Origin of the sequence: Noviherbaspirillum sp. UKPF54 (assembly GCF_007874125.1) — a bacterium.
Lineage (GTDB): Bacteria > Pseudomonadota > Gammaproteobacteria > Burkholderiales > Burkholderiaceae_D > Noviherbaspirillum.
In genome coordinates this window covers 469,247-495,809 of record NZ_CP040128.1, presented here as the reverse complement: position 1 = coordinate 495,809, position 26,563 = coordinate 469,247, and the positions used below count along the sequence as shown (strand labels likewise).

Annotated in this window: 30 protein-coding genes; 4 read left to right on the top strand and 26 right to left on the bottom strand. The window is 62.2% G+C overall.

Annotation, left to right across the window (positions count from 1 at the left end):
* The first annotated feature begins 51 nt into the window (after positions 1-51).
* Entirely contained in the window at positions 52-954 is a 903-nt protein-coding gene (locus FAY22_RS02325) for a LysR family transcriptional regulator (RefSeq protein WP_146328734.1), read from the top strand.
* Between the two features lie 36 nt (positions 955-990).
* Here the strand turns inward: FAY22_RS02325 and FAY22_RS02320 are convergent, their stop codons facing one another.
* The 11 genes from FAY22_RS02320 to FAY22_RS02275 form a co-directional block, all read right to left on the bottom strand.
* Positions 991-2,607 (bottom strand): methyl-accepting chemotaxis protein, encoded by a 1,617-nt coding sequence (locus FAY22_RS02320; RefSeq protein WP_246860628.1) that lies wholly within the window; start codon positions 2,605-2,607, stop codon positions 991-993.
* Between the two features lie 299 nt (positions 2,608-2,906).
* Positions 2,907-4,319: a class II fumarate hydratase gene (fumC, locus tag FAY22_RS02315; RefSeq protein ID WP_246860627.1), complete on the bottom strand. Its 1,413-nt coding sequence runs from the start codon at positions 4,317-4,319 to the stop codon at positions 2,907-2,909.
* A gap of 73 nt (positions 4,320-4,392) precedes the next feature.
* Complete coding sequence (locus FAY22_RS02310; protein WP_146328733.1) at positions 4,393-5,040, bottom strand: hypothetical protein; 648 nt, start codon at positions 5,038-5,040, stop codon at positions 4,393-4,395.
* Positions 5,024-8,386 (bottom strand): pilus assembly protein, encoded by a 3,363-nt coding sequence (locus FAY22_RS02305; protein WP_146328732.1) that lies wholly within the window; start codon positions 8,384-8,386, stop codon positions 5,024-5,026. The genes FAY22_RS02310 and FAY22_RS02305 overlap by 17 nt, the downstream gene beginning before the upstream one ends.
* Before the next feature lie 57 nt (positions 8,387-8,443).
* Positions 8,444-9,094 carry a pilus assembly protein PilX gene (locus FAY22_RS02300; protein ID WP_146328731.1) on the bottom strand — a complete coding sequence of 217 codons (651 nt, stop codon included), beginning with the start codon at positions 9,092-9,094 and terminating at the stop codon, positions 8,444-8,446.
* A complete protein-coding gene (locus FAY22_RS02295) occupies positions 9,091-10,218 on the bottom strand; it encodes a PilW family protein (RefSeq protein WP_168204918.1) in 1,128 nt (375 codons plus the stop codon). Before FAY22_RS02295 ends, FAY22_RS02300 begins: the two co-directional genes overlap by 4 nt.
* On the bottom strand, positions 10,211-10,624 hold the full coding sequence (pilV, locus tag FAY22_RS02290) for a type IV pilus modification protein PilV (RefSeq protein WP_146328729.1): 414 nt from the start codon (positions 10,622-10,624) through the stop codon (positions 10,211-10,213). Before pilV ends, FAY22_RS02295 begins: the two co-directional genes overlap by 8 nt.
* Positions 10,625-10,632: 8 nt before the next feature.
* A complete protein-coding gene (locus FAY22_RS02285) occupies positions 10,633-11,280 on the bottom strand; it encodes a GspH/FimT family pseudopilin (RefSeq protein ID WP_146328728.1) in 648 nt (215 codons plus the stop codon).
* Complete coding sequence (locus tag FAY22_RS02280; protein WP_146328727.1) at positions 11,226-11,663, bottom strand: type IV pilin protein; 438 nt, start codon at positions 11,661-11,663, stop codon at positions 11,226-11,228. Before FAY22_RS02280 ends, FAY22_RS02285 begins: the two co-directional genes overlap by 55 nt.
* A gap of 358 nt (positions 11,664-12,021) precedes the next feature.
* Complete coding sequence (locus FAY22_RS22525) at positions 12,022-12,168, bottom strand: DUF599 family protein (protein WP_256377355.1); 147 nt, start codon at positions 12,166-12,168, stop codon at positions 12,022-12,024.
* 14 nt (positions 12,169-12,182) lie between these two features.
* Complete coding sequence (locus FAY22_RS02275; RefSeq protein WP_256377354.1) at positions 12,183-12,680, bottom strand: DUF599 domain-containing protein; 498 nt, start codon at positions 12,678-12,680, stop codon at positions 12,183-12,185.
* A 207-nt stretch (positions 12,681-12,887) separates the two neighbouring features.
* Between FAY22_RS02275 and FAY22_RS22250 the strand changes: the two genes are divergently transcribed.
* Together FAY22_RS22250 and FAY22_RS02260 are read left to right on the top strand one after the other, a co-directional pair.
* Entirely contained in the window at positions 12,888-13,871 is a 984-nt protein-coding gene (locus FAY22_RS22250) for an SRPBCC family protein (protein ID WP_246860626.1), read from the top strand.
* Complete coding sequence (locus FAY22_RS02260) at positions 13,855-14,679, top strand: ABC transporter substrate-binding protein (RefSeq protein ID WP_146328726.1); 825 nt, start codon at positions 13,855-13,857, stop codon at positions 14,677-14,679. Before FAY22_RS22250 ends, FAY22_RS02260 begins: the two co-directional genes overlap by 17 nt.
* Positions 14,680-14,702: 23 nt before the next feature.
* Here FAY22_RS02260 and FAY22_RS02255 read toward each other — a convergent pair whose 3' ends face one another.
* From FAY22_RS02255 to rpsP, 7 genes are all read right to left on the bottom strand, one after another.
* Positions 14,703-15,044 carry a DUF3579 domain-containing protein gene (locus FAY22_RS02255; RefSeq protein WP_146328725.1) on the bottom strand — a complete coding sequence of 114 codons (342 nt, stop codon included), beginning with the start codon at positions 15,042-15,044 and terminating at the stop codon, positions 14,703-14,705.
* A gap of 378 nt (positions 15,045-15,422) precedes the next feature.
* Positions 15,423-16,379 (bottom strand): CobD/CbiB family protein, encoded by a 957-nt coding sequence (locus FAY22_RS02250; RefSeq protein WP_146328724.1) that lies wholly within the window; start codon positions 16,377-16,379, stop codon positions 15,423-15,425.
* Positions 16,380-16,457: 78 nt separating this feature from the next.
* The gene (locus tag FAY22_RS02245; protein WP_246860625.1) at positions 16,458-17,129 is read right to left on the bottom strand and encodes a CoA pyrophosphatase; all 672 of its coding nucleotides are present in this window, start codon (positions 17,127-17,129) and stop codon (positions 16,458-16,460) included.
* 120 nt (positions 17,130-17,249) lie between these two features.
* Positions 17,250-17,633: a 50S ribosomal protein L19 gene (gene rplS, locus FAY22_RS02240; RefSeq protein ID WP_146328722.1), complete on the bottom strand. Its 384-nt coding sequence runs from the start codon at positions 17,631-17,633 to the stop codon at positions 17,250-17,252.
* 98 nt (positions 17,634-17,731) lie between these two features.
* Positions 17,732-18,478, bottom strand: coding sequence for a tRNA (guanosine(37)-N1)-methyltransferase TrmD (gene trmD / locus FAY22_RS02235; RefSeq protein ID WP_146328721.1), 747 nt, complete (start codon positions 18,476-18,478; stop codon positions 17,732-17,734).
* A gap of 26 nt (positions 18,479-18,504) precedes the next feature.
* Entirely contained in the window at positions 18,505-19,029 is a 525-nt protein-coding gene (rimM, locus tag FAY22_RS02230; protein WP_210411882.1) for a ribosome maturation factor RimM, read from the bottom strand.
* Between the two features lie 21 nt (positions 19,030-19,050).
* Entirely contained in the window at positions 19,051-19,305 is a 255-nt protein-coding gene (gene rpsP, locus FAY22_RS02225) for a 30S ribosomal protein S16 (protein ID WP_146328719.1), read from the bottom strand.
* A 186-nt stretch (positions 19,306-19,491) separates the two neighbouring features.
* Here rpsP and FAY22_RS02220 point away from each other — a divergent pair, with 186 nt between their 5' ends.
* Positions 19,492-19,908 carry an NINE protein gene (locus FAY22_RS02220; RefSeq protein ID WP_146328718.1) on the top strand — a complete coding sequence of 139 codons (417 nt, stop codon included), beginning with the start codon at positions 19,492-19,494 and terminating at the stop codon, positions 19,906-19,908.
* Between the two features lie 8 nt (positions 19,909-19,916).
* Here the strand turns inward: FAY22_RS02220 and FAY22_RS02215 are convergent, their stop codons facing one another.
* The 8 genes from FAY22_RS02215 to FAY22_RS02180 all read right to left on the bottom strand — a co-directional run bounded on the left by FAY22_RS02215 (position 19,917) and on the right by FAY22_RS02180 (position 26,499).
* Positions 19,917-20,684, bottom strand: coding sequence for a DUF2182 domain-containing protein (locus FAY22_RS02215; RefSeq protein ID WP_210411881.1), 768 nt, complete (start codon positions 20,682-20,684; stop codon positions 19,917-19,919).
* Positions 20,677-21,288, bottom strand: coding sequence for a DUF1326 domain-containing protein (locus FAY22_RS02210; RefSeq protein ID WP_246860789.1), 612 nt, complete (start codon positions 21,286-21,288; stop codon positions 20,677-20,679). Before FAY22_RS02210 ends, FAY22_RS02215 begins: the two co-directional genes overlap by 8 nt.
* Before the next feature lie 62 nt (positions 21,289-21,350).
* Positions 21,351-21,566, bottom strand: coding sequence for a DUF1059 domain-containing protein (locus FAY22_RS02205; protein ID WP_146328716.1), 216 nt, complete (start codon positions 21,564-21,566; stop codon positions 21,351-21,353).
* A 211-nt stretch (positions 21,567-21,777) separates the two neighbouring features.
* Positions 21,778-22,215 (bottom strand): DUF4864 domain-containing protein, encoded by a 438-nt coding sequence (locus FAY22_RS02200; RefSeq protein WP_146328715.1) that lies wholly within the window; start codon positions 22,213-22,215, stop codon positions 21,778-21,780.
* Between the two features lie 144 nt (positions 22,216-22,359).
* On the bottom strand, positions 22,360-24,150 hold the full coding sequence (locus FAY22_RS02195) for an acyl-CoA dehydrogenase (protein ID WP_146328714.1): 1,791 nt from the start codon (positions 24,148-24,150) through the stop codon (positions 22,360-22,362).
* 155 nt (positions 24,151-24,305) lie between these two features.
* On the bottom strand, positions 24,306-25,235 hold the full coding sequence (locus tag FAY22_RS02190; RefSeq protein WP_146328713.1) for an electron transfer flavoprotein subunit alpha/FixB family protein: 930 nt from the start codon (positions 25,233-25,235) through the stop codon (positions 24,306-24,308).
* Positions 25,236-25,261: 26 nt separating this feature from the next.
* The gene (locus tag FAY22_RS02185) at positions 25,262-26,011 is read right to left on the bottom strand and encodes an electron transfer flavoprotein subunit beta/FixA family protein (RefSeq protein ID WP_146328712.1); all 750 of its coding nucleotides are present in this window, start codon (positions 26,009-26,011) and stop codon (positions 25,262-25,264) included.
* 254 nt (positions 26,012-26,265) lie between these two features.
* Positions 26,266-26,499, bottom strand: a complete 234-nt coding sequence (locus FAY22_RS02180) for a sulfurtransferase TusA family protein (RefSeq protein ID WP_146328711.1) — start codon at positions 26,497-26,499, stop codon at positions 26,266-26,268.
* Between the last annotated feature and the right edge of the window lie 64 nt (positions 26,500-26,563).

The following is a 26,563-nucleotide window of genomic DNA, read 5'->3' as shown; positions in this document are numbered from 1 at the left end:
CGGGTATAGAATCGATCAAATGAATAGTTATTATTATTTCAAATAAATTTCATGCATATATCCCGGGTCGACCTTAACCTGTTCACGGTCTTCGAAGCGATCTATACCGAAGGCAGCGTCACACGCGCCAGCCAGAAGCTGAACCTGACGCAGCCGGCGATCAGCCACGCGCTGGGACGGCTGCGCCAGATGTTCGACGACCCGCTGTTCGTGCGCCAGGGCCATGCGATGGTGTCGACGCCGATGGCGCGCAACATGATCGAGCCGGTGCGGCGCGCCCTGCGCGGGCTGGAAGTGACATTGAACGGCCTGCATACCTTCGACCCGGCCAGCACGCCCAAGCAGTTCAACATCGCCTTGCGCGACGTGCTGGAAGCGACCATCCTGCCGCCGCTGATGCTGCGCGTGCGGCAGGCCGCACCGCTGGTCGACGTCGCCGCCAGTCACGTCGAGCGGCGCGAGCTGGAGAGCGAAATGGCTGCCGGCACGCTGGACGGCGCCATCGACGTGCTGCTGCCGCTGTCGGGCGACATCATGCGCACCCGGATCTACCAGGATTCGACGGTGGTGGTGGCGCGCAAGGGGCATCCCGCAATCGACGGCAAGCTCGATCTCGACACCTACATGCAGCAGGACCACATCCTCGCCAGCTCGCGCCGGCGCGGCCCCGGGCTGGAAGATTTCGAGCTGAGCCGCTTCGGCCTGGAACGGCAGATCCGCCTGCGCTGCCAGCACTATTTCGCCGCCTGCCGGGTGGTGAGCGAAACCGACATGCTGCTGACGATGCCGGGACGCTACGCGCGCATCGCCAACCAGCAGTTCGACAACCAGATCCTGCCGTTCCCGCTGGAAGTGCCGGCCTTCGACGTATTCCTGTACTGGCATGCGAACATGGATAACGACCCGGCCAACCGCTGGTTCCGGGAACAGGTCATGGAGTCGGTCCGGGAGTAAGGACGCCATCCGGGCCACTGCCCGGCAAGCCAGGGATCAGTGCGCCAGTCGCTTGACGTTTGCCCGGCTGCCGGCCGCGGCGGGCGCCGCTGCCTTGTCGGCCGCCGGCGCGCTCGAACGGTAACCGACCCGAAAGCCGCCCCAGTGCCGTCCCTTCACGTAGATCGGCACCGACAAGTCATGCATCACCTCGCCGGTATCCCGCTTGTAGGTCTGCAGCAGGGACGGTTTCGTATTCGATCCGCAGCGCGCGCCGGTGGCGTCGTTGAAGATGCGCTTGGTGCGGTTGTTCACCAGGTCGACGTCGTAATTGCCCGTCAGCGGCTTGGAAAACTTGTGGTTATGGGTCGGGAAGTAGCCGTTGTTGTCGACCGCGCCAGCATAGGCCAGCTGCGGCAGCGACTCCAGGATGCGTTCCTGGATCGCCGGCAGCGTGCGGTCGGTGAAGGCGTCGAACGCGGTCGTATATTTCGGAGGATTGGTGTTCGGGATCGGCTTGTAATTGCGGTCGAACAGGGCCGTCTCGCTGATGCGGCCGCCGGCGATCGCTTCCTCGAACAGCGCGCCGATCTGCGCCGCGCCCTGCTCGGCCAGCGCGCGCACTTCATCGTGCGTGGTCGGCACGCCGAATTCGGTGGCCGCCTCGAACAGCGCTTCGGCCCGCTCGGTCAGCACCATCGCCGATTTCGACGCCAGCGGCAATGCTTCCTCGGTCGACAGCATGCCGTCGCGAATGCGCAAAATCGATTCCGCGATCAGTTGCGTCGTCTCGACGTGCTCGCGCGAGGCCGCCGCGATCATCTGGATTTCAGTCTGCGACACGCCGGCCGACTGCTCGATATTGTCGAGCAAGGCGTGGACCCGCTCGACGTTCTGCGCCGCTTCCGACACCTTGCCGCTCAATGCCGTCATGCCGGCCGAGGCGCGCTCGGCCTCGTCGTTAATTTCGCGCACCATCACGCCGATGTCGTCAGTGGCGGACTTGGTGCGTTGCGCCAGCTGGCGCACTTCGCCGGCCACCACCGCGAAGCCGCGCCCGTGCTCGCCGGCGCGCGCCGCTTCGATTGCAGCGTTGAGCGCCAGCAGGTTGGTGCGCGCGGCGATCTCGTTGATCACCTCGGTGATGACATGGATGCGACGCGACTTTTCCTGCAGATGGGTCATCACTTCCGAGGCGGCCTGCGCGTCCTGGCGCGCGTTGCTGATGCGGCGCAGGCCCTGGTCCACCTCCGCCCGCCCCGCCACGCTTTCGCTGCGTACGTCGCTGGCGATCTTCGACGCGCGCTCCGCATTGGCGGCGATTTGCTCGGTGGTCTGCGCGGTCTGCCGGGAACGCCCGACGATGTCCTCGGTGATCTGCAGATCCTGGTCGATTTTCTTCTTGATCGAGTCGACGAAATAGGACGTTTCCGCCGAACCGATCATGAAATGGTCGAGCACGCCGCCGGCACGTGCGGCAAACCGGCTGTTGCCGTCCGGCCGGCTCCGGATCGCCAGCATTACCACGGCGGCCGAACAGAGCGACGCGATGGCGGCCAGCGTCACCGCGCCGATGGCCGCGCCGGCCAGCCAGTCCAGCAGCGCTGCCAGCGCCGTGCCGCCCGCCGCCGCTGCCATCAGCGGAACCAGAAATCGGAGCAAGTGACGTCCCATCTTCTCTACTCTTTCTTGATGTTTCTTGATACTACCCGATCAACTGCGAATAGTCCGACGCATCATGCAAGGCATTGGCGCGCCTGCAACACGGTTCGCGGGTCAGGTAAATCGGTTCAAGGGAAACTGGTGCAGGGCACGGCCCGGTCATTCGGCATATCGCCGCCGGATATGCGAATGTGACAACCTTCCAACGGCCCTGTGGATGTCGAGTCGCCACCTATGGCCGGGAAGTCAAGCGTAGACTAGGATGCGCGGTGTTTATTACAGGAAACTTACAGCACCACGGACTGCAGGGGTTAACCGGACGCGCCGGGGCCGGTCATCTCCTGCGGGCGCACCCAGCGCTCGAAGTCGGTTTCCGACACATAGCCCAGGTCGAGCGCGGCCTGCTTCAGGGTTGCGCCGGTGCGGTGCGCCTGCTTGGCGATCTGCGCCGCGCGGTCGTACCCGATATGCGGCGCCAGCGCGGTCACCAGCATCAGCGAGCGCTCCATCAATTGCGCGATGCGCTCGCGGTTGGCTTCGATGCCGCGCGCGCAATGTTCCTCGAAACTGCGCATGCCGCCGGCCAGCAGGCGCACGCTTTGCAGGAAGTCATGGGCGATCATCGGCTTGAACACGTTGAGTTCGAAGTTGCCGGACGCGCCGCCGATATTGATCGCGACATCGTTGCCGAACACCTGGCAGCACAGCATGGTCAGGGCCTCGGCCTGCGTCGGATTGACCTTGCCGGGCATGATGGAGCTGCCCGGCTCGTTCTCGGGAATGGCGATTTCCCCGAGGCCGGAGCGCGGCCCGGAAGCGAGCCAGCGGATGTCGTTGGCGATCTTCATGAGCGCCGCCGCCAGCGTCTTGAGCGCGCCGTGCGCGGCCAGCAGCGCATCGTGCGACGCCAGGGCGGCGAACTTGTTGGGCGCACTGGTGAACGGGAAGCTGGTCCGGTGCGCCAGCTCGGTGGCCACGCGCGCGCCGAATTCCGGGTGGCTGTTGAGCCCGGTGCCGACCGCCGTGCCGCCCACGGCGAGTTCGCCCAGCGCGGGCAGGCCGGCCGAGATGGCCACGACGGCATGGTCGAGCTGCGCCACGTAGCCGGAGAATTCCTGCCCCAGCGTCAGCGGCGTCGCATCCTGCAGGTGCGTGCGGCCGATCTTGACGATGCCGGCAAACGCCTGCGCCTTGTCGTCGAGGGTGGCGCGCAGCGCGCGCAGCGCCGGCAGCAAGTCATTCTTCACGGCGGCCACCGCGGCCACGTGCATTGCCGTGGGGAAGATGTCGTTGGACGACTGGCCGAGATTGACGTCGTCGTTCGGATGCACCAGGCGCCCTTCGCCGCGCGCGCCGCCCAGCAGCTCGGAGGCGCGATTGGCGATCACCTCGTTCATGTTCATGTTGGTCTGCGTGCCGGAACCGGTCTGCCAGACCGACAGCGGGAATTCTCCCAGGCGCTGTCCGGACGCGACTTCTTCCGCCGCCCTGATGATGGCTTCCGCCTTTTTCCGTTCCAGGCGATCCAGGTCGCGGTTGGCAGTGGCGCAGGCGGACTTGACCATCGCCAACGCGACGATCAGCTCGTCCGGCATGCGTTCGGTGGAAATGGAAAAATGATGGAGCGAGCGCTGCGTCTGTGCGCCCCAAAGTCGGTCCGCCGGCACCTCGATCGCGCCAAACGTGTCATGTTCCGTCCTGGTTGCCGGCATGCTGGTCTCCATGCTGATTTCATAACAACAGACCCGTTTGCGGGTATTCGGTTCTGCCGTGCGACCCGCATTCCACTATTACACTCTATTGCTTCGATAACAGGCTTTCCAGCCTGACTTCAATCCGCATCTGGCTCTTGACCGGGGTGTCGTCGCGCAGACCCGGACGAAACTTCATCTTGGAAAATGCTTCGACCAGGATAGCCATCTGCTCGGGCGGCAGATAGGACTCCTCGGACGTCACGCGATCGATGGCGCCCTCCTCGTTGATGAACAGCCGCAGGATAACGGCTTGCGCCGGCACGCCAACGAACCCGCCTCCCAGGTCCGGCGGTATGTCTTGCACGACATGCGGCCGTTCCGACAGTTCCGAGGAGCGGAAATATTGCGGCTCGGGCTGGCGCGCCAGCACCACCACAGGCGCCTCGACCGGCTCCCGCTCCGCTTCCTGTTGCGCAGGCTGCACTTCCTCGGTAAGCGGCGTGCGTTTTTGGGGGGCCGGGACCGCCGTTTCCGCCGCTGCCGGAGATACGGCGGGGGTGCTTTCTTTCAGATAAACCGCGAGCGGCCGCGGCGCACTCTGCTGCCGCTTTACGCCGGCGGCCGGCACGCCGGAATATGCGACAACCGCCCAGGCCAGCGCGCCATGCGCCAGCAGCGACAGCATCCATGCCAGCGGCCGCCCTCCTGCCAGCCGGACCGAGGACGGGCGGGCGTCAATCGGAAAGTTCACGCCAGGACGCCCTCTTCACATCGCCGCCGGTGCCCGGATTCGAGGTCGGATCGTCGTTTCCGCCCAGCCCGCCTCCCGTGTCGGTGCTGATTGTCACGGTCTTCCCGGTGGTCAGCCTGATCGTCTTGATCCCCGCGATCAGGGCATTGGTGGAAAGCTTGCGGCCGACCGTGTTGTGCGCCGCCGTCTTGACGTACTGCCCCGTCTTGTAGTCGAAGGAATACAGCCAGGCATAGCCACCGGTGGTGCAGGCATTCGCGCTGGGCACGTTGGTCGCCACGGTCAGCAAGCCGAGCTGCTGCTGCATGTCGACATTGACGCGTTCGCCCGGCGACTCGTTGTTCGGGTTGAAGTCGACATACCATCCGGCATCGGTGGCCCAGTCGACATCGTTGACCGAGGAAGTGCGCAGCTGCTCGCCGGCGTCGCCGGTAAAGCTGGTCAGGGTCTGCCTGACCAGCACGCCGTTGGCCCGCACCCGCCCCAGGCCGGTGGCCGTCAGGTTGTCCTTGAATGCGTACACCGATTGCTGGCTGGTGTCGCCCAGGTCGGTCAGTCCCAGGTAGCGGCCGGTGGCGACGTTGATCACGGCATAGGCCGCGCCGCCCGCGGTGATGGCGGTCAGTTCCGGCTTGACGGTGACCGGCTGCAGGCCAGCGCCATTGATTTGGCCCAGTTCCGCGATCAGGGTCGCCTCCTTGCCGCTCGGTGGGACCGTGTCGTTGATGTCGAAGCGCCACACATTGCCGAGCAAGTCGCCGCCGTAGAGGCGCTCCGCCGTGTTGCTCGTGGTGCTGTTGACCCAGGCGTTGATTTTCGCCAGCCCGCTCGGCGTGGCCGGGCTGCCGGCACCGGTGCAGATCTTGTCGAGCACGGCGCCGGTGTTCGCATTGAGCACATAGAGATATCCCTGGCCGTCGCCGGGAGACACGTTGTTATAGCCGGAAGTAACGATCACGACCCAGGTGCCGTCCCGCCGCTTGGTGATCACGGGGTTGCCGAACGAATAGCCGAGATCGGCGTCGTTGCTGACCGTGAAGTTCCACAAGGCGCGCGGATTGGCCGGATCGGTCACGTCGAGCGCGTAGTAACCGCGCCCCCCGGCGTTGAGCCCGCCCACCAGGATCGACTTCCATTGCGAACCGCTGCAGGTAGAGGCTGGCGCGTCGGGGCAAATGTCGCCGACCGTGGGCGAACCGTCCACGAAATACTGGTGGTTCGCCGAGTAGCTTTTATCGGCGAGCTTGTACAGGTTCGGCAGTACCATCGGCGGTATATAGGCCCACTCCTCGACGCCGGTGTCGCCATTGAACGCATGCAGCATGCCGTCATTGACGGCGACATACACCATCGCCCGCCGGTTCTTCTGCGTGGTGTCCCTGAACGTGGCGTAGTTGTCGTCGTTGTAGGCGAACGGCGGCTTCTTTACATAGACCGGCTGCGAACTGACCATGTCGCCAAGCACGTGTTCGCGGTCGCGGTAAAGGCGGTTGGCATTTCCCGACTCGTCCTCGTACCCGTTCTGCCCGCGGATGAAATTGACCAGGTTCTCGCCGGAGGCGGCGGTTTTCTGCGCATCGGTCAGGGTGGCGCACTGGCTGAGCTTGTCGGTCGACGAGCACATGTCGCTGAAGTAGGCTTTCTCGGCAGCGGTCAGGTTACTCCAGGTGAAGGTTTTCAGGCCGCCGGTGGCGCCATTGAAGGTATAGATCGTGCGGGTGTCGGTGGTGGCGCCGGCCTTGGCATCGAGCAGCGGCTGCGCCGACCAGGCCGCCGCAGCCGAGATCGCGCCGCTGTTCGGGTCGATGGTCTTGGCCTGCAGATCGCCATCCCATTTGACGGTGCGATACAAGGCCACGTACACGTAGTTGTCGCCGGCGACCGGCTCGAGGTTGCTGGTGGCCGCGGCGGCCGCCGTTCCGGTGCGCGCCGACACGCCGCTCAAGGCCTTGCTGATGCCGCTGACCAGCGAATCCGGGTTTTGCGCGCTGAAATAGGTGCCCCTGCCGTTGACGGCGGCGTGCCACAGGTCGTCCACCGCGGTTTGCCCGTTGGCGGCCGGCGCCGGCCAGGAGGCGGTGCCCTGGACGATGGCGTTGTAATCGGCCGACCCGCCCTGCAGATAGTCTTCCGAGTAGGCCAGCGTGCCGTTGACGCCCAGGCCGAGCGTGAAGGTGGTCATGTGCTGCTGCGGGTTCAGGTCGGCTCCCGCGCCGGGCACGTTGTTCTCGCACACGTCGGTGCCGAGCGCTCCCCGGCAGTTCCCGAGGTCGGCGGTGCGCAGGTCCGTCTTGTAGTAATACATGGCGACGTCGGCCAGCGTGTCGCTGCGGCCGAGCGCATCGTACATCGGCCTGGCGGTGCTGCCGCCGTCCTGGTTGCCGACCGCGGTGCTGCCGTCGATCTGGTAACCCGCGCTGCTGTTCCAGTAGCCGTCCGTCGACAGGATCGCGAAGTTCTGCTGGCAGGAATACTGGACCGGATCGGCACCGATCTTGCCCGCGTAAATCCTGCCCGCCTTGGAAAGCGCGGCCCGCAACGGCGTATTCGCCCCCGGCTCGACGCCATAGAACTTGTCATACCAGCTGCTTTTCTGCGCCGCGTTGAAATCGCCGATGCTCAGGTAGCGGCCGTCGCTGTTGTCCGATCCCGCATAGTTGATGGTCGTCAGTCCGACGCGGTAGGCATTGCCGATCGACTTGAAAGCCCTGCCCGCCGCGCTTTTCATGGACAGGATGCGGGTCCGGTAATAGCTGTACCAGTTGGCGAAGTTGGTCCGCTCGTCGGTCCCTCCCGTGCCGGAAGCGGCGCCGACCGTCACCCTTGAAAAAACGTTCTTTCCCGGGCTGTCTCCGACATCGCTGTTGCACTCCTTGTAAAACGTGGAGCTGGTCTTGACGGTGCCGTCCGAGTTGTAGGAGAACGCCAGGTCGGCCTGGGTGCCGGAATACTTGTAGTACACGCTGCCGGTGAGATCGGTGCGGCCATCGGCGGTCCGGAAGCCGTTGTCCCATGCGGCGGTAAAACTGGAATTCGGATAGCTGGCACCGGTCGCGTCGACCGGCGGCGAGTAAGTGACCGTCGGGTTGTAGTACAGACCGTTGCAGTGCTTGCTGCGCGAGCCATACTCGTTCCAGCTGAAGTTTTCCGCGGCGTCGGGCAGGAAGTTATCCGCCATGCTGCCCGAATCGTCGAGGATGAACAGGATGTTCGGCTTGACTTCCGATGATGACGAGGACGCCATCGGCGCATTGGCGATATCGGTCACGTCCGCATGGGACATGGCCCAAGGCCAGAGCAGCACGGCCGGTATCAGCCGGACGAGCGTGGTGCGGGGTTTGGTCATCGAATCCTCCCGGTATCCGTGCGCCGCATTCCCGCAGTGCGCCCGGATGAAGCAGTTCTAAAAATGGACGATCGTCTCGACGAAGCTGACGGTGTTCTTGGGTCCCTTGACCCGCGAGGTAATCCGGTAGTACTCCACCGGCATCGGCTCGAACCGCTTGTCGTCGCCGTATTTCAGCTCGCCCCGTTTCGGGCTGGCCGAGGTCGACGACTTGAACGTGGCGCAGGAGTTTCCGGAGGCGTTAGGATCGCCGGCCGCCTTGCACAAGCGGTGAATGATGTAATTGACCGAGTTCCCGCCCGCGACCGCGATCGCCGCCGACGGCCGGATGCAGGCTGCCGGCGAGTTGCCGCTGCAATTATTCAGGTCCCAGTCGACCAGCGCGCGGCTGGCGTCGTGGCTGCTGCCGGTCAGGTCGAGCGTATCCTGGCTGGTCGCATAGTATCCGCTCGCGGCCTGGTCCTGATAAAGCGTCGCGGTACCAACCGCCGTCCTGAGCCAAGCGATGGCGCTTTCCGCGCCCGCGTCGCCCGCCGATGTCGCGCTCTGCTTGAAAGCGAGATTGCCGGCAACGAGGTTGCCGGTATCGACCGAGCGCACCATGGCCAGGCCGGCCAGCGTCATGGCCACCAGCACGATCAGCGCCAGGATCAGGACCACGCCGCTCTCGCGCCGCGCCCCGGCATGCCGGTTAAAGCGCGGCATCATCGTTCTCCCCACAGCAGGTTACGCAAGGGCACCACGGTTTCGAAGACTTTGTAGCGGTAGCAGCTCCAGTCGGCGCGGGCGGAACCGTCCGGTTTCTTGCTGACGTCGATATCGCCGGCGGACCATTTCGGACGATTGGCGGAGGTCGCCGTGGTGATGGTGCAGTTGCCGTCGGCGTTCGGCCTTTCCCGTGCCGCGCTGCGCGCGACCAGCGCCAGCCTGAGCGCGTATATGCGACGGATGTCGCCGCCGTCGCCTGGCGTGCCGTTGCCGTCGGCATCGATCATGGTGTCGCTCCAGGTATCGGCGCGCCCGTCCTCCTGCGCGCCGGCACGCGTGTCAAATCCGTATTGCGCCTGCAGGCTGACGATGTTGGAGGCGAGCGGCAGCGTTTCGGCGCTGTTGCTCGCCAGGCTGAAGTTCGACTGCAACAGGTTGTCGCCGGCGTCGAGCGAATAGGTGTGATCGACCAGGGCGCCGATGTCGAAGACCAGCGCGCCGGCGGTGTACCCATCCGGCTGCGGGAAAATGTTTTGGCCGCCCGGCGGATTCCACGGGCTCGTATTCTGGTGATGGATCTGCACATTCCCGTTCGGGATGCCGGTCAGCTGCAGCAGTGTGCAGGGCTTGCCTTCCTGGTACGCGATCAGGAAGTCGTTTACCGCCATGCCCTGGGTCGTGTTCAGGAACATGTTGGTCGCTTCCGGCGGATGGTCGGTCGTGATCCGGGACGGCACGCTCCAGTTCTGCTTGGCGCTGGCAAGCACCCTTATCGTATCCGGGCCGCCGCCGGCGCCATTGGTGATGATGATCGGCGCCAGGATGAACGACGACGCAGTGCCGTTGTAGCTGCTGTTGACCGTGCAGCCGAGCGCATTCAGGAGATTGAGCCCGTAGCCGGCCATGCGCACGTCGCGCTCGAGCGCATACAGCGCGATCCTGCCATTGATCTGCGCGTCGGCTCCCGCGCTCGTGGTGCGTTTCTGCCCCTCGAACACCGCGAACACCTGCATCATGACCAGCGCGGCGATCATCGCGATGCCGATGCCGACCATGATTTCCACCAGGCTGAAACCGGAATGGCGGGGCACTTCCCGGCAAGTGCGCATGATCGGGCTAGCCATTGATTCTGGCGACCAGGACATAGCTGTGCGGGACCGCATCGCCGGGCGCCTGCCATTGCACGCGCACCGTTGCCACGTTGTCGTCGCTGACGCCGATGGTCGGCGCATTGGACGCGACGCCAGGCAGCGCGCCGGCAACCGTGGTTTTCCAGGAAGCGTACTCGGGGCCGCCCGGGCTTTCGAAGTTGGCCTTCAATGCGGCATTCGACTTGTCGCCGGCCCACATCTGTCCGATGACCTGGTTGGCCAGCATGCTCGCATCGTTGCGGTATCTGGCGTCGGCATTGCTCCTGATCGAAGCGGCCAGCAGGCCGACGATGCCGAGTATGCCCACGGAAAAGACCAGTATGGCAACCAGGCTTTCGATGAGCACGATGCCTTCCTGCCGGCTTGTCGTTGTCTTCATTCGCCCCCCTACATGCATCCTTGCGGACTGGCGGACAAAGCAACGGCCGGGTCGCACATGCGCACCTGCCCGCCGGTTCCCACCACAATGACCAAGCGCCGCGCGGACGGCAGCGCCGCATTCGTAACGTCCGCCCGTGTGATATCGGTGCCGATGTTGGCGGCCGGAACCCGGCCCATCCCGTCAAAACTGACTCCTGCGCTCAACCCCGCTCCGGCGGCCAGCGCGCTGTTGAATTGGCCCGCCGGCAGCGGGCTGGGAATGGCCTGCGTGCTGACGCCGACGCGGGCGTTGGCACTGCCCTCCGCCGCCTCGCGGCGCTGGATGGAGGCCGGGCAATCGTCGCCGACCGTCACGCATCCCACGCTCCACGCCACCAGCCCGGTGGGGTCCGTAAGCGTGAACCGCACCGCGGTATTGCGCTTGACCGCCTCGGCGCGCGCCAATTGCATGCCGCTCTGGATCGACTCCGCGGCCACGCGGTTTTGCGCATTCTGCAGCCACAGCGCGAACGACGGCGCCCCCATCGCCAAGACGATCGCGACGACGGCTATCCCGACCATCAGTTCGACGAGCGTGACGCCGCCCTGCCGCCGCGGCTTCAACATATCCCGCCCTTTTTGGTGACCCAGCACGAAATCGGCGCCGTGCCCCATCCGCTCGGCACGGCTGTCGTGGTGCGGGTGTTCGCCTGGTCGATGGTGTAGGCAAAGCCGCTCATCGGCCCGCCGGCGACGCCTTGCGCCCGGGCGGTGTAAGTCGACGCGGTCAGCGTCGGGCAAGAGTATTCAAAGTCGTCCGAGGCAGGCAGCGGCGCCGTCGTTCCGGCGGCACATGCGCCGACATAGGTCTGGTTATCCTGGTAGTACTGTTCCAGTTGCGCACGCAAAGTGGAAAGGTTGTTCGTCGCCTGAGGAATCTTGCCGCGAATGACATAGTCCCTGTAGGACGGCATGGCTACGGCTGCGATGATCGCGACTACGGCAACGGTTACCATCAATTCGATTAACGTAAATCCGGATTTCCTGTGATGCCGCATGCGTCCTCCGCTATCTATTGCTTCACATTATTCTCGAATCAATTGCAGTTCGCAAATACATTGTTTTTTTACAAGAAGTCGTGCAATGCAAGTTTCCTTCTCCTTATCAGGATGCAATCCCGACCTTTCTTGACTATGAGAAATAACTAATCCGGCGCCCTTTGCATCCCCTTGGTTCGGCGCACAAAATTGCATTATTTGCAACGTAGAATATTTCCTCTAATCATCAGATTAGTCGTCCGGAAGACTCAAAAATCGTCCCCTTGGCAGCGAGGCATTCGACAATGTGCTGATAGGAAATATGATTGGAAGACAACCGTTGGTGGGCATCTCCTTCGCGTGGAAGGCGAGCCACGAATCAATCGACTTCGGTGATCGGATTGCGGTCGAGAAGGTAGAGCACGGCAACCAGGCCGATCGTCGCCGCGACCAGGAACAGCGGGCCGAACAGCCAAAACACCAGCGGCACGGTCATGAAAAACGCGCGCATGCCGATGCTGTACAAGGTGCTGGCCTTGTTCAGGCGCTGCGCGACATAGTCGGGCGACAGGGGCCCTGCGCCACGGCGGCAGGCAGGCTGATCATGAAGACCACGTGATTGAGCAGGCGCACTGTCAGCGCAAACGCAAAAAACGCGACGATCAGCACGGTCAGCAGGCACAGGATCTTGACGATCCACCACTGCGGCTCTTGCATGCTCACGATGTTGAGCGCATGCCAGGTTTTCGCGAGGCTCTCCGCCTGCCCGGACAAGGTAAGCGTGCCCATGATCAGCAGCACTGTGGACGACGCCTTGAATGTCGCCGCCATCACGTAATTGCGCAAGGTTTGCACCGCCAGCACTTCCTTGCCGCCGCTTTTCATCACTTCCGCCACCCACAGGCGGCGCGCACGGCGATTAATGGCGTGTACCGTGAAATCGGGCCGACGGCGCTGGCGTGCGACTAGGAAAAGATAGTACCCGAGCACCAGCAGCACGCTGATGGCGATGGCGACCGCATCTGGATGGATATGCACAGAATCTCCGCTGTTATTTGCTCCATATGTTAACGCGTCGGTGAAGAAATCCGGCGTTGCCTGCCGGCCTTTCCTCCGCGCGCCCCTTCATTACGGCAAAAACAACCCTTCTCGTGTGTAACCGTAAGTTACATGGCCGCATTTGCTCAATATCGGCCGCCGCCCGGTGCATTACGATGCCAATGACCCCACTCCCTTCCTTTCCCGATGGCCGAATATCGCTTCATCACCTCTTGGCAGATTGAAGCGCCCTTGCAGGCGGTGTTCGACGCCGTCCTCGACTCGCTGCACTGGCCCGACTGGTGGCCCGGCGCACGGGAAGTGACACAACTCGAGCAAGGCGATGCGAACGGCATCGGCAGCCTGCGCCGGTACACTTGGCAAAGCCTGCTGGGATACGGGCTGCGCTTCGATGCGCGGGCCATCCGCATCGCGCCGCCGCGGGTGCTGGAAGCAAGCGTCGAAGGCGACCTGAAGGGATATGGACGCTGGACATTTTCCCATGACAAGGGCATCACCACTGTCTGCTACAAATGGGATGTGCATACCACCCGGCACTGGATGAATCTGCTGGCGCCGATCGCCCGCCACGTGTTTGCACACAGCCACCACATCCTGATGCGACGCGGCGCACAGGGGCTGGCGCGCCATCTGCGCGCACGCCTGATTGGCGTGTCGCAGCGCGAGCTGCCGCGTCGTTCGCGCACGCGCGGCACAGCGGGCGGCAGCATGCCGGTGCGCTGGCGCGCGGCGGCACTAGCCGGCCTGCTCGCCGGACTTGTCGCCACCGCCGTGCAACTGCTGCTGTGGTGGGCCACCGCCCGCCAGCCCGTCGGCATGCTGCTGCGCGATACGCGCCTGGCCGCCGCGATCGTCATGGGATCCAGTGTCCTGCCGCCGCCGGCGACATTCGACTGGAGCGTGATGGCGGCAGCTACGACCGTGCATGGCGTCTTGTCGATCGCATATGGGCTGCTGCTGGGACGCATGGTCGCACACTTGCCGATGCGCTCCGCCCTGCTTGCCGGCGGCATCCTGGGGCTAGTCATTTTTTTCATCAACATGTATGGCTTTACCGTCCTGTTCCCCTGGTTTGCGGTCAGCCGCGACTGGATTACCGCCATCGCCCACCTCTTCTTCGGAATGAGCGCCGCGCTTATCTACAAGGTATCGCATGATCAGCAGACATGAGCCGCAGTACAAGGCGGACGAACACCTTTTTCGGCAGCAGATACGCAGCCTGAGCTTGCTTGCCGGCGTCGTTACGGCAATTAGCGCACAGGCGGCGGGCGTGATGACGGAACTCCACATCGCTCCACAAGAAATTTCCGAGCCGAAGTATTTTGTGCAAGAGAATGACGGCCAGGTGATTGTCACCGGCCTGTGCGTCGATATCATGCATGCCATCGCGCGTATCGATCCGCAAATCAGGTTCGTGTTCGGCCAGCACCCGCAGTCGCTGGCGCGCATCGAGGCGGGCCTGGTTACCGGGCAGCTGCAGGCGGCCTGCGGCTTGCTGCGCACCAGCAAGCGCGAACGCATGTTGCGATATATCGAGCCACCGCTGCGTTCAACGGATTTCTACATGGCGGTGCGCGCGGACGACGACGTCAAGGTGCAAAACTGGGATGATGTGCGCCGGCTCGGCGACGAAGGTATCGTTCTGGGAAAATATGACTGTGCGCTGGTCCTGCGCGACGTGCATGGCTTGAAGACTGATTTCAGCGCCAAGGATCCGAAAACCAATATCCAGAAATTACTGGCCGGCCGCGGCCGCTTCTTTCTTCACCGCTTGCCCGGCATTGAGCATGCCATCCGTGACGCCGGCGCGCAGGGCAAGGTCAAAATACTGCCCGCTGTCATGGCCCATGAGCCAATTTACATGGTGTTATCCAAGGAAGTTCCTGCACAGGCGGCAGCAAGGATACAAACGGCGATTTCCCAGTTGGAGGCAAGCGGCGAACTCGACAGGCTATTTGTCAAATGGAACGCCTATTGAGGCGGTATGTTTGAAGTGTTCGCTTATGCCTTCTTTTCCGCCGGCTCCGGCAGCAGGCAGGCGTCAACGATTTGCAAATCGTTATCTTTTGCGAAATTGATCACGAAGTGATATGCCATCGGCTCGACGTCGCGCAATGCTTCGTTGACGACCACCGATTTCACGCCACCCAGCACGGTCGGCCGGACATAAGGAGAGTATTGCAAGTGGGCATGGCGACCGCCCGAGCCTTCCGGACGGAAGCAGGACATGACTCCGCACAAACGCTCTGCCCAATCGCTGGGGCGGAACTGCCTGCCGTCGCTGGTCAGGCCCTGGATGAAAAACTCGCGAGCGAGTGTCTTGCGGTCAATGGAATCGGCCATGTGTGCGGCTTGTCTCTATAGCGGTTGCTACCTCGACCCGGTTACCCCCTGCAAGCGGTGCAGCCGGCCTGAATTTCTGGGCGCCATTATGCAGTGCCAAGCTTTCAGAATTCTTGCATATTATATCTTATAGAAGAGTTGATGTGAAACAACATCTCGCAATGTGAAAAACTGACAAGAAAAACGGCCGGACCGGCGGGCAACAGACTGGCCATGCCACTCATCCAGTAAAGCACATCGAGAGAAATTTGCTAAGAATGCCGTACCCGGCAGCGCGTACGGACATAATTGCGGCCAGGGTCGGCTGGCTTGCTTAGAAGGAAAGGCAAGCGCGCCGGCGAATTCCGGCACGCTGAAAGGAAAGAGAAACGGCGATCGTCAGCCGAGCCAGACCGCGAAGGACAGCAGCAGGAGCATCAGCATCCACAACAGGAGCGCGCGCCAGACCAGCCCGACCGTGCTTTGCAGGGCGCGCACGGTCGCCTCTTCGCCCGGGGGCGCCTCGACTTCCAGCGAGACCGCATCGATCACCGCCGCGTCCGCGGCCGGAATCGCCGCGGCACTTTGCGTGGCTGTACCCAGGCGCAGGCCCATGGCGCCGCCGCCGGCCGACAGGATGATGCCGATCGCCTCGTCCTGCCAGCGCTGGGCAAAATTGCGCCAGGCGTAAATTGCATCTTCAAAATTGCCGACGATAGCAAACGCAATCGCCGTCAGCCGCGCCGGAATCCAGTCGATCCAGTAAAACGCCCTGGCGGCAAAACGTCCGAAGGGCTCGTTCCTCAAGTGCTCCGGCTCGTTCCATGCGCGCGCCAGATATTCAGCCACGCGGTACATGATCGCGCATGCCGGCCCGACCGGCATCAGGAACCAGAAGAAGACACCGAACACGTTGCGGTGGCTTGTCACCAGTGCGTTTTCGACGGCGATCCTGGAAATGTCGTTGACGCTCATCGCCGCCGTATCCTGCCCGGTCCATTCGGCCAGCAAGCGCCGCGCGGCCAGTTCGTCGCCACCGTTCAAGGCCAATTGAATCGAGCTGAAGTAATGGCTGTAATGGCGAAAACCGAGCGTCAGATACACGACCAGGATATTCCATGCCAGCGCGGCGAACGGGCTGATCCGCAGGCACAACCAGTACACCAGTGCCGTCGGCAGCATCATGGCCAGCATCATCATGAGCCATGCGGTGCGGCCGTGCGCCTCCTGTCCCGCGTTGAACCCTGCCTCAATGCGCGCCGCGAGCTGCTTGATGGCGCCATACATGGGATTGTCGGCGCGCAGCGGCTTGAGTTGTTCGATCAGCAGGGCACAGAGAATGGAAAGAAAGGTCATCAGACAGCCTTATAACGTATTACGCATACGATAACGCAGCACAACATCAGAATCAAACCCGGGGCGGGAAAACGAGCGTCACGCCCGCAGAAAATGAAACAGATTGCGCAGCATGCCGGCCGTCGCGCCCCAGATGAAGAACCGTTCGTAGGGCATCGCGTAAAACGTGCGCCGGCCGGCGCCGTCGGGAAGATCGACCGCGCGCCGCTGATGATTCATCCCGTTCATCAGGAAAGCCAGCGGCACCTCGAAGATTTCAGCCACCTCAAACGGATCGGCACGCAACTCAAACGGCGGCTGCACCAGCGACACTACCGGCGTCACCCTGAATCCGGTGCCGGTGATGTAGTCCGGCAGGGTGCCGAGGACTTCGATATGGCGCCGGTGCAGTCCAACCTCTTCTTCGGTTTCCCGTAAGGCGGTTTCGATGGCAGAGGTGTCGATTTCATCCATCCTGCCACCGGGCAGGCTGACCTGCCCGGCATGATCATTCAGATGCGCCGTGCGCTGGGTCAGCAGCAGCGTCAATCCGCCATCGCGCGCAATGATGGGCAGCAGTACCGAAGCCGGCGTGGGCGCACCGGTCGCCTTGCGCATCAACTGTTCGTCAGAAACCTCGGGCTGCCACAGCGGCGGATTGGAGAATTGCCCGCGCAAACCCTCGATAGTAAGGCGCTGCGGCGCAACCGCCGGCTCGCCGGCGATGGAGTCAATGGGGAGGAGTTCCGGGTCGAAGAGCAGCTTGGACAAGACGTTTTCCTGAGGCAAATTGAGCAGCATCGATTCTAGCGCGAATGCCTGCTTCCATTCGCGCCTGGACGGCAAATGAAAAAGGCACCCGAAGGTGCCCTTTCCTGAAGCCAGCGTCGATTACTCTGCTGCTTGCTCGACCACACGGCGGTTCGGCAGCTTTTCCTTGATGCGTGCAGCCTTGCCGGAACGATCGCGCAGGTAGTACAGCTTGGCGCGACGCACGTCACCGCGACGCTTGACTTCGATCGAAGCGATCAGCGGGGAATACAGCTGGAACGTACGCTCCACGCCTTCGCCGGACGAAATCTTGCGAACGATGAAGTTGGAATTCAGGCCACGGTTGCGGCGCGCGATCACGACGCCTTCGTATGCCTGCGCACGCTTGCGGGTGCCTTCCACCACGTTGACGCTGACGACCACGGTATCGCCCGGCGCGAAGTCAGGGATGTTTTTGCCCAGGCGGGCGATTTCTTCTTGCTCGAGTTTCTGGATCAGATCCATTTTTAGCTCCTTGGACCATCGTGCCGGCGCTGTATCTTTGTTTGCCCGGTAGAGGATGGGGTTAAACAAGCGGATGATTCATCCGCGCGGTACTGCAACTACAAACTGCTCAAAAATTTTTCATCGGCTCGCGACAGCAAACCCGCCGCACGCGCCTGCTCGATCAGATCGGGCCGTTTTTTCGCCGTCGCCATCAATGCCTGCTGGCGGCGCCATTTTTCAATCTCGGCATGATGTCCGCCCAACAGCACCGGCGGTACCGCAACGCCTTCGTACACTTCCGGGCGCGTGTAGTGCGGACAATCGAGCAAGCCGTTGACGAAGCTATCCTCGACGGCCGACCCTTCGTCGTTCAGCACACCAGGCAACTGCCTGATCACCGCATCCATCAGTGCCATCGCCGGCAGCTCGCCGCCGGACAGCACGAAATCGCCGATACTGATTTCCTCATCGACGCAGCGATCCAGCAAACGCTGGTCGACCGCTTCGTACCGGCCGCACAACAAGACCAGGCCCGGCTCCGCCGTCAGCTGCATCACGCGTTGATGCGTAAGCGTCCTACCTTGCGGCGAGAGGTAAATCACGCGTGTCCGCGCCACTCCCAGCTGCGCCTGACGCGCCTTGGCTGCATTGATCGCCGCTTCGAGCGGCTTTGCCAGCATGACCATTCCGGGGCCGCCGCCATACGGGCGGTCATCCACGGTGCGGTAATTATCGGCGGTGAAATCGCGCGGATTCCACAGCGATATCGCGCACTTGCCGTTCTCGAATGCGCGCCGGGTGATGCCCGACTGCGTAATCGCGGCGAACATGTCGGGAAACAGCGTGATGACATCGAATTGCATCTCGTTGCCTACCCTAGAAAATGGGCTCAATAATCGAGCCCCCAGTCCACCGTAATCTTCCTTGCCGCCTGATCCACCGTCTTGACGAACTGGTCGACAAACGGGATCAGCCATTCTTTCGGCTTGTCGGAATCGACAACCGGCGCCTGCACCTGCAGGATCGCCTGCGCGCCATTGTCCATCAGGCCGACGACGCTGCCCAGGCTTTCGCCCTGCAGATTTTCGACTGCCAGCCCGATCAGATCGACCCAGTAGAACTCGTCGTCCGTCAGCACCGGAAAATGGCTGCGCCGGATTTGCACCGTCGCACCCTTGAGCACTTCCGCTCCGTTGCGATCGGCCACGCCGACCAGGCGCGCCACCACGTCATCGCCGTGGTGCTTGGCCTCCATCATGTCGACGTCGTGCAAAGCGGGCTTATCCAGCCACCACGTCTTTGCATGCAGCATCGCGTCTGCATCGGCGGAATAGGGTTTGATTCTTACCCAGCCGTGAATGCCATAGGCGCCGGTCACATGACCGACCAGCACCAGGTCATCAGGGACAGTCATCCCTGCAGTCTTGCCAGCCAATTAGGCGGCAGCTTTGTTGCCGGCTTCCTTGACCAGACGGGCAACGGTCGGCGACAGCTGGGCGCCAACGCCTTGCCAGTGAGCCAGGCGGTCCTGCGCAATACGGAAGCCTTCGTCGTTACCGGAGGCGACCGGGTTGTAGAAGCCGATACGCTCGATGAAGCGGCCGTCGCGGCGGTTACGCGAGTCGGTGGCAACGATGTTGTAGAACGGGCGCTTCTTGGCGCCGGAGCGGGACAAACGGATAACGACCATAATGTGCTTCCAAAAATTGTTCGAAGACGGAAAAAGCCGGGAATTATAGCCTATTTTTCGCGCATCCTGCAAGATTGGTAATGCATCGCAATTTCCGCAGCGCTTCCGTTGCTTTACAGGCATTGCTCGTGCACACTACCTGCCACTCTGCGCAACCACTCGCCCCTAACTTACAGCAGCAGCCCGATGTCCACTTTTCACAAGAACAAAACCGTCGCCACCCTCCTCGCCTTCGTTGCGGGTGGCCTGGGCGCGCACCGGTTTTATCTTTACAACAGAAAAGACCCATGGGCCTGGATCCATCTGGCATCCGTTCCGCTGTCGCTCCTGCTGCGGCTGCTGGCACCCGCCCAGCCCTCCCTGTTTGTCGCCGCTCCGCTGGCCATCTCGGTTCTGTCCGGCTTCATCGAAGCACTGGTGGTCGGATTGACGCCGGATGACAAATGGGATGCCCGGCATAACGCAACCTCGGGGCGCCGCTCCGAGTCCGGCTGGCCGCTCGCGGTCCTGCTTGTCCTGACGCTGGGCGTCGGCGCCGTAGCCTTGATTGCCGCAATTGCGCGCAGCTTTGACCTGCTGTTTACCGGCGGCGCATACGGCTGACCCACTCCTCACGCAAGAACGCCCCACGCCATTCCAACACCCCAGGCCATCAGTAGCCCCCCGCTGCCGCGCGCCACCCACAGGCCTTTCGGAACCGTTTTTTCGATCAGCACAAAGGCGCTCAGGGCCGCGATCCAGGCGACATTCATCACGCCGAGCACAAATAACAGGGCCATCAGCATCCAGCAGCATCCGGTGCAGTACAAGCCATGCGTAAAGCCCATGCACCACGCGCCCCAGGAACCAGCGCGCCAGTGCGCGGCGAGATAGTCCATCGGGGAGCGGCAATGGTCAAGGCAGGCGCGCTTGGCCGGCAGCCACTGATAGGCGCCTGCCGCGATCAGCAGCGCGGCAGCCAGCAATGGGCTGGTTGCAATCATCATCGGCGACACCAGCGCCATGTCATGCAGCCACCACTGGGCTAGCGTCGCCAGCATGCTGAACAGCGTCCACACCGAAAGATAACCAGCCAGGAATATCGAAGTGGCGACAAACGCGCCCCGCTGAACGCGGCGCTTGCGGTTGACCGCGGCAAACAGCAAGACGACCGGGGTTGCCGAAGGCAGCATCATCGCCACCATCATGATGGCCCACATCGAGAATACCAGCAGAAAATCCGGCCATGCCCACCCATGCGCGCTGGGCATCGCCATATCGACAATATCCATGTGACGCATCGCCCAGTCCTGGTAAAGCAGGTAGGCCCAGGACAAGGCGCCGATCCCGCACAAGCCGAGCAGCACGGCCGCGCGGTCGGCGCCAGCGGCATCACGCAACCACCCCGTCCTGCGTATGCTCGACATAAGCCAATGAACTATTGGTGTTCTGATGGCTGAAGCTGATTTCGCCTGCCACTTCCAGCGTCGTCGCTTTCGCCACTTCCATTTCCTTGTACTCAAACCCATCGGGCATCAGCACCTTGACCCGTTGCGGCGCACCGGTCGCGGGGATCGTCAAGGGAGCGGTGGCCGTCTTGAGGAACTTGCCGGCAGAGAGATAGGCATGGCGCCCATCCCTGTCGAATTCCCAGGCGAACGGAACAAACTGCGGCGGATAAACCTCCGGACAAACGGCCGCCAGGATTTCAAAAAACGGACCGCCGTTCTTGCCGCTCAATATCCGCAGCAAGGCGTCGCGCTGCTCGGCCGTGGCGCGTTCATCGATCAGCGGCTGCATCTTGCCATTACCCTCATGCATCGCACCGGGCCATTGCACAATGCCGGCCCAGTGCAATCCATCGAGCTTGATGCCACCAAAATTCCCCTCCGTAATATGCATAGCCGCCATGCCTTCACAATGGTCATACGGCTTTGGGAAGCCTTCGGTATCGCATGGACAGGCGGCGATGCAATTGCAATTCTTTAGGTACTCTCCCTTCATTTTCCAGGTAGTCATTTGAATCCCCTCGATGCAATCAGCGCACAGGGAACGTCTCGGCGCGTTTATGCATGGACCACCGGCCGTTCGACAGGCGGCGTTCCTTCCTTGAAAAGTTGCTTGATCTGCTGGCGAAACTCCGGCGTATCCTCATGTTTGTGCACGGACACGGCATGCTGCACGGCAGCTTCGAGCAATTCCTGATCAGAATCTGCCGCGATGGCAACAGTGCAATTTGAATCGCTCGGGAATTCGCGGCAATCGATGAATTTGCGGGCCATGATCGGCCTCCTTTGAAATGGGTGATGATGAGATTTCAGGCAGGACATGAAACGAGCCTGCGGGAGCAGGCTGGAGCGCGGCGACAATGCCACGCTTTGTTATAGGTAGCCGCGCACCGCGCCGCAAGATGAGTGAAGTGATAGGGTTTGATGCAGGTCGAACCGTGACACAGCCACCGCGTGAATGGCACGCAGGTCAAGCAGACATCGGCTAGATGGAGACGCTGGTCGTTTCCACGAGCTGGCACCCGTCGATCTTCCAGCTGCTGTCTTCTTCCTGTTGCATCCAGAAAATCGCCAGCCAGACCCGGCTCTCGCTGTCGGTCACGCGCACGACCTGGATCGCATCGCCGTCGACCACTTCGGGGTGTGAAAAGATCACGCGCTGGTGGCGGTAGATCGGGTTGTACTGCTCTTTCATCAGGCGCAGGAAATTGTCCGGGCTACCGATCAGCATGCGCTTTTCGGGTGTGGCCTGCTCGAACGCGCTGGCCGCATCATCCTTTGCCAGCGCATCCAGCTGCGACTGCACCGCTTCATGGATGGCGATCGCATCGGCGGTCGTAATCCCGTCCACCGCCGCCGCACTGCTCCACCATGGTGCAAGCAGCCCGGCAAGCAGGCCTGCCATAGCCAAGAAACGTTTCATGACCCCCTCCTAATGAGGAACGACAAACGCTTGAAACAGTATATGGCAGATTAAAAAAAGTGCATGGAGTTCAGCGGGGCGCCGAAAATAAAAAGGCGGCCCCGAGGCCGCCCTTCATGCACGCTGCGGCGCACACAACAAGACTCAGAACTGGTCTTCCGCCAGCGCCAGGACACCTGCGCTACCTTCGACGATCGCTGCGCGATAACCGGCCGCCTGCGACAGGAAGTAATCGGCGAAGAAGCGCGCGGTGGCGATCTTGGCTTGATAAAACTTGGCGTCGCCCTCGCCGGCCTTTAGCTTGCGCTCCGCCACCAGCGCCGCGCGCGCCATCTGCCAGCCGCCCAGCACGATGCCAGCCAGCTTGAGATACGGCACGCTGCCCGCAAACACACCCTTGATGTCGGACTTCATGTTGGCGACCACGTAGTTCACCACCTCTTCCAGCGCCTTGGAGCCAGCAGCCAGTCGCGTGCGGATTGCCGCCAGATCGGCCGACGACGAAGCCGACAGCTCTTCCTCGGTGCGGCGCACCTGGGCCAGGATGCCCTTCGCAGTGGCGCCGGCATCGCGCACCGTCTTGCGGCCGACCAGGTCATTGGCCTGAATCGCGGTCGTGCCTTCGTAAATCGGCAGAATGCGCGCATCGCGATAGTATTGCGCAGCGCCCGTTTCCTCGATGAAGCCCATGCCGCCGTGCACTTGAACGCCGTTGGAAGTCACGTCGAGCGACATCTCGGTCGACCAGCCCTTTACGACTGGCACCATGTACTCGTAGAAAGCCTGGTTCGACTTGCGCACTGCATCGTCAGCATGATGATGTGCAGCATCAAATGCGGCGGCAGTTACATAAGCCAAGGCGCGCGCCGCTTCCACCTGCGCGCGCATCGACATGAGCATGCGGCGCACGTCCGGGTGATGAATGATGGCAACCGGGCCGCTGGAGCCGGCCAGGTCGCGCGACTGCACGCGCTCGCGCGCATAGGCAACCGCCTTTTGATAAGCGCGCTCGGCCACGCCGATGCCCTGCATGCCCACCGCGAAACGCGCGGCATTCATCATGATGAACATGTACTCGAGGCCGCGATTTTCTTCGCCCACCAGCGTGCCGATTGCGCCGCCATGGTCGCCGAATTGCAGCACCGCGGTCGGGCTGGCCTTGATGCCGAGCTTGTGTTCGATCGACACGCAATGCGCGTCGTTGCGCGCGCCGAGCGTACCGTCGGCATTGACCAGGAACTTCGGCACCACGAACAGCGAAATGCCCTTCACGCCTTCCGGCGCATTCGGTGTGCGTGCCAGCACCAGATGGACGATGTTCTCGGCCATATCATGCTCGCCGTAGGTGATGAAGATCTTGGTACCGAAGATCTTGTAGGTGCCATCATCCTGCGGCGCCGCGCGCGAACGTACCAGCGCCAGGTCGGAACCGGCCTGCGGCTCGGTCAGGTTCATCGTCCCGGTCCATTTGCCGGAAATCAGGTTCGCCAGGTAAATCTGTTTTTGCTCTTCGCTTCCCGCGGTCATCAGCGCCTCGATCGCACCATCCGTCAGGAGCGGGCACAGCGCGAACGACAGGTTGGCGGAATTGAGCATTTCGATGCAGGGCGTCGCCACCAGTTTCGGCAAGCCCTGGCCGCCGAACTCGACCGGGTGCTGCACGCCCTGCCAGCCGGCTTCGCCGAACGACTTGAACGCTTCCTTGAAGCCCTTGGTCGTGGTGACCTGTCCATCGTGCCAATAGCTCGGCTCCTTGTCGCCCGCGACATTCAGTTCCGCGACCACCTCACCGCAAAACTTTGCGTTCTCTTCCAGCACGGCTTCGACGGTTTCCGGGCTCGCATCTTCGCAGCCGGGCAACGCATTCACTTCAGACAGACCTGCGAGTTCGTTGATCACGAACAGCATGTCCTTCAACGGGGCGACATAGCTCATGGGGGCTCCAAAAAAAATGGGCAGGGCTGCGGGAATTATTACGGACCGACCGGAAAATTCCTGTCATGTCCGCGACAAACCCGGCAAGCCTGCCCGGTATTTTCAAATAATTATTCTTGTGCGACGGGCTGTTTGCCGCCCGCCGTTTTTTCTTCTTAACCGAGTTCGGCAACGAGTTGCGGCACGATTTCGAACAGATCGCCGACGATGCCGTAGTCGGCCACGGAGAAGATCGGTGCTTCCGGATCCTTGTTGATCGCCACGATGGTCTTGGAATCCTTCATGCCGGCCAGGTGCTGGATCGCGCCGGAGATACCGACCGCGATGTACAGCTGGGGAGCCACGATCTTGCCGGTCTGGCCGACCTGCCAGTCGTTCGGCACGAAGCCGGCGTCGACGGCGGCGCGCGACGCGCCCATTGCCGCACCGAGCTTGTCGGCCAGCGGCTCGAGAATCTTGAAGGCTTCGCCCGAACCCATGCCGCGGCCACCGGACACCACCACCTTGGCGGCTGTCAGTTCCGGACGGTCGGACTTGGCCAGCTCGCGCGAGACGAAAGCGGACTTGCCGAAATCGCCTGCCGGCGTCACGTTTTCGATAGCGGCGGAACCACCGGCTGCGGCGGCATCAAAGCCGGTGCCGCGCACGGTGATGACCTTCACCGCATCGCTCGATTGCACGGTGGCGATCGCGTTGCCGGCGTAGATCGGGCGCTCGAAGGTGTCGGGCGAATCGACCTTGGTGATTTCGGAAATCTGGCCGACATCCAGCTTGGCGGCAACGCGCGGCGCGATGTTCTTGCCGTAGGCGGTAGCCGGAGCCAGGATGTGCGAGTAGGACGAGGCGAGCGCCAGCACCTGCTCGGCGACGTTCTCGGCCAGGCCGTCGGCCAGGTGAGCGGCGTCAGCCACCAGAACCTTGGAGACGCCGGCGATCTTCGACGCAGCTTCGGCGGCAGCGCCGCAGTTATGGCCGGCTACCAGGACGTGGACATCGCCGCCGCACTGTGCGGCAGCGGTGACGGTATTGAAAGTGCTTCCCTTGAGCGAAGCGTTGTCGTGTTCAGCAATGACAAGTGCGGTCATGATGGTCTTTTCCTGATCTGAAATTATTAGATGACTTTCGCTTCATTCTTGAGCTTGCCAACCAGCGTGGCCACATCCGGGACCTTGATGCCAGCGGAGCGCTTCGGCGGCTCGGCCACTTTCAGGGTCTTGACGCGCGGCGCGACATCGACGCCCAGGTCGGCCGGCTTGACGGTATCGAGCGGCTTCTTCTTGGCCTTCATGATGTTCGGCAGGGTCACGTAACGCGGCTCGTTCAGGCGCAGGTCGGTAGTCACGATGGCCGGCAATTGCAGCGAAACAGTCTCCAAGCCGCCGTCCACTTCGCGGATCACGGTCGCCTTGCCGTCTTCGATCGTCACCTTCGACGCGAAGGTCGCCTGCGGCCAGCCCAGCAGGGCTGCCAGCATCTGGCCGGTCTGGTTGCAGTCGTCGTCAATGGCCTGCTTGCCGAGGATGATCAGTTGCGGCTGCTCCTTGTCGGCCAGGGCCTTGAGCAGCTTGGCCACAGCCAGCGGCTGCAGTTCGGCGTCGGTTTCAACCAGGATGCCGCGATCGGCGCCAATCGCCATGGCGGTGCGCAGGGTTTCCTGGCACTGGGTCACGCCACAGGAGACCGCAACCACTTCGGTTACCTTGCCGGCTTCCTTCAGGCGAGTCGCTTCTTCCACCGCGATTTCATCGAACGGATTCATCGACATCTTGACGTTGGCAATGTCGACGCCTGTACCGTCGGACTTGACGCGCACTTTGACGTTGAAGTCCACCACGCGCTTGACTGGAACCAAAACTTTCATAAGTTTGCCTTTGCAAAAAACAATTGACGTTAACGTAAACCGAACCGTGATTATAAGAGAGAACCTGCAGCGCAGATGGAATTTAGCACGACCGTTCTATTAATTGGTAGAGAGTATGCACTAAAACACATGGAAAATCCAAGATAGTCCGTGGAAGTTGCTTGATAGCACGAATTGCAGGCGAACCGTGCGAAAAAGACGTATCGGGACGAGAATGGAGCAAGGCTGCGGACACGCCGCGCGGCATGCCTGTTTTATTTGCGCTTCATGAAGAAGATGAATTCCTGATCGAGTTCGCTTTGATCGACCAGTGTGTTTCCGGTCTGGCGCGCGAAAGCCTGGAAATCACGGACGGAGCCTGGGTCAGTGGCGATGACGCGCAAGATTTCACCGCTGGCCATTTCCGCCAGCGCCTTCTTGGCTTTCAAGATCGGCAGCGGGCAGTTCAAGCCGCGAGCATCCAGCTCTTTATGAAATTCCATGGTCATTGCTCTGAAAAGGGAGTCGCAGATCGGCAAATTCTACCGTAAATATGGGAGTATTTGTGCGACG

Bases quoted from the DNA above. Each gene is read 5' to 3' on its own strand.
- FAY22_RS02260 (WP_146328726.1), top strand. From the start codon at position 13,855: ATGATCAGCAGACATGAGCCGCAGTACAAGGCGGACGAACACCTTTTT.
- rimM (WP_210411882.1), bottom strand. From the start codon at position 19,029: ATGACTGTCCCTGATGACCTGGTGCTGGTCGGTCATGTGACCGGCGCC.
- FAY22_RS02220 (WP_146328718.1), top strand. From the start codon at position 19,492: ATGTCCACTTTTCACAAGAACAAAACCGTCGCCACCCTCCTCGCCTTC.
- rpsP (WP_146328719.1), bottom strand. From the start codon at position 19,305: ATGGTCGTTATCCGTTTGTCCCGCTCCGGCGCCAAGAAGCGCCCGTTC.
- FAY22_RS02180 (WP_146328711.1), bottom strand. From the start codon at position 26,499: ATGACCATGGAATTTCATAAAGAGCTGGATGCTCGCGGCTTGAACTGC.
- FAY22_RS22250 (WP_246860626.1), top strand. From the start codon at position 12,888: ATGGCCGAATATCGCTTCATCACCTCTTGGCAGATTGAAGCGCCCTTG.
- pilV (WP_146328729.1), bottom strand. From the start codon at position 10,624: ATGAAGACAACGACAAGCCGGCAGGAAGGCATCGTGCTCATCGAAAGC.
- FAY22_RS02305 (WP_146328732.1), bottom strand. From the start codon at position 8,386: ATGACCAAACCCCGCACCACGCTCGTCCGGCTGATACCGGCCGTGCTG.
- rplS (WP_146328722.1), bottom strand. From the start codon at position 17,633: ATGGATCTGATCCAGAAACTCGAGCAAGAAGAAATCGCCCGCCTGGGC.
- FAY22_RS02285 (WP_146328728.1), bottom strand. From the start codon at position 11,280: ATGGGGCACGGCGCCGATTTCGTGCTGGGTCACCAAAAAGGGCGGGAT.
- FAY22_RS02300 (WP_146328731.1), bottom strand. From the start codon at position 9,094: ATGATGCCGCGCTTTAACCGGCATGCCGGGGCGCGGCGCGAGAGCGGC.
- FAY22_RS02250 (WP_146328724.1), bottom strand. From the start codon at position 16,379: ATGACCTTTCTTTCCATTCTCTGTGCCCTGCTGATCGAACAACTCAAG.
- FAY22_RS02205 (WP_146328716.1), bottom strand. From the start codon at position 21,566: ATGGCCCGCAAATTCATCGATTGCCGCGAATTCCCGAGCGATTCAAAT.
- FAY22_RS02190 (WP_146328713.1), bottom strand. From the start codon at position 25,235: ATGACCGCACTTGTCATTGCTGAACACGACAACGCTTCGCTCAAGGGA.
- FAY22_RS02280 (WP_146328727.1), bottom strand. From the start codon at position 11,663: ATGCGGCATCACAGGAAATCCGGATTTACGTTAATCGAATTGATGGTA.
- FAY22_RS02295 (WP_168204918.1), bottom strand. From the start codon at position 10,218: ATGGCTAGCCCGATCATGCGCACTTGCCGGGAAGTGCCCCGCCATTCC.
- FAY22_RS02185 (WP_146328712.1), bottom strand. From the start codon at position 26,011: ATGAAAGTTTTGGTTCCAGTCAAGCGCGTGGTGGACTTCAACGTCAAA.
- FAY22_RS02255 (WP_146328725.1), bottom strand. From the start codon at position 15,044: ATGGCCGATTCCATTGACCGCAAGACACTCGCTCGCGAGTTTTTCATC.
- FAY22_RS02325 (WP_146328734.1), top strand. From the start codon at position 52: ATGCATATATCCCGGGTCGACCTTAACCTGTTCACGGTCTTCGAAGCG.
- FAY22_RS02320 (WP_246860628.1), bottom strand. From the start codon at position 2,607: ATGGGACGTCACTTGCTCCGATTTCTGGTTCCGCTGATGGCAGCGGCG.
- FAY22_RS02195 (WP_146328714.1), bottom strand. From the start codon at position 24,150: ATGAGCTATGTCGCCCCGTTGAAGGACATGCTGTTCGTGATCAACGAA.
- trmD (WP_146328721.1), bottom strand. From the start codon at position 18,478: ATGCAATTCGATGTCATCACGCTGTTTCCCGACATGTTCGCCGCGATT.
- FAY22_RS02210 (WP_246860789.1), bottom strand. From the start codon at position 21,288: ATGAAGGGAGAGTACCTAAAGAATTGCAATTGCATCGCCGCCTGTCCA.
- FAY22_RS02200 (WP_146328715.1), bottom strand. From the start codon at position 22,215: ATGAAACGTTTCTTGGCTATGGCAGGCCTGCTTGCCGGGCTGCTTGCA.
- fumC (WP_246860627.1), bottom strand. From the start codon at position 4,319: ATGGAGACCAGCATGCCGGCAACCAGGACGGAACATGACACGTTTGGC.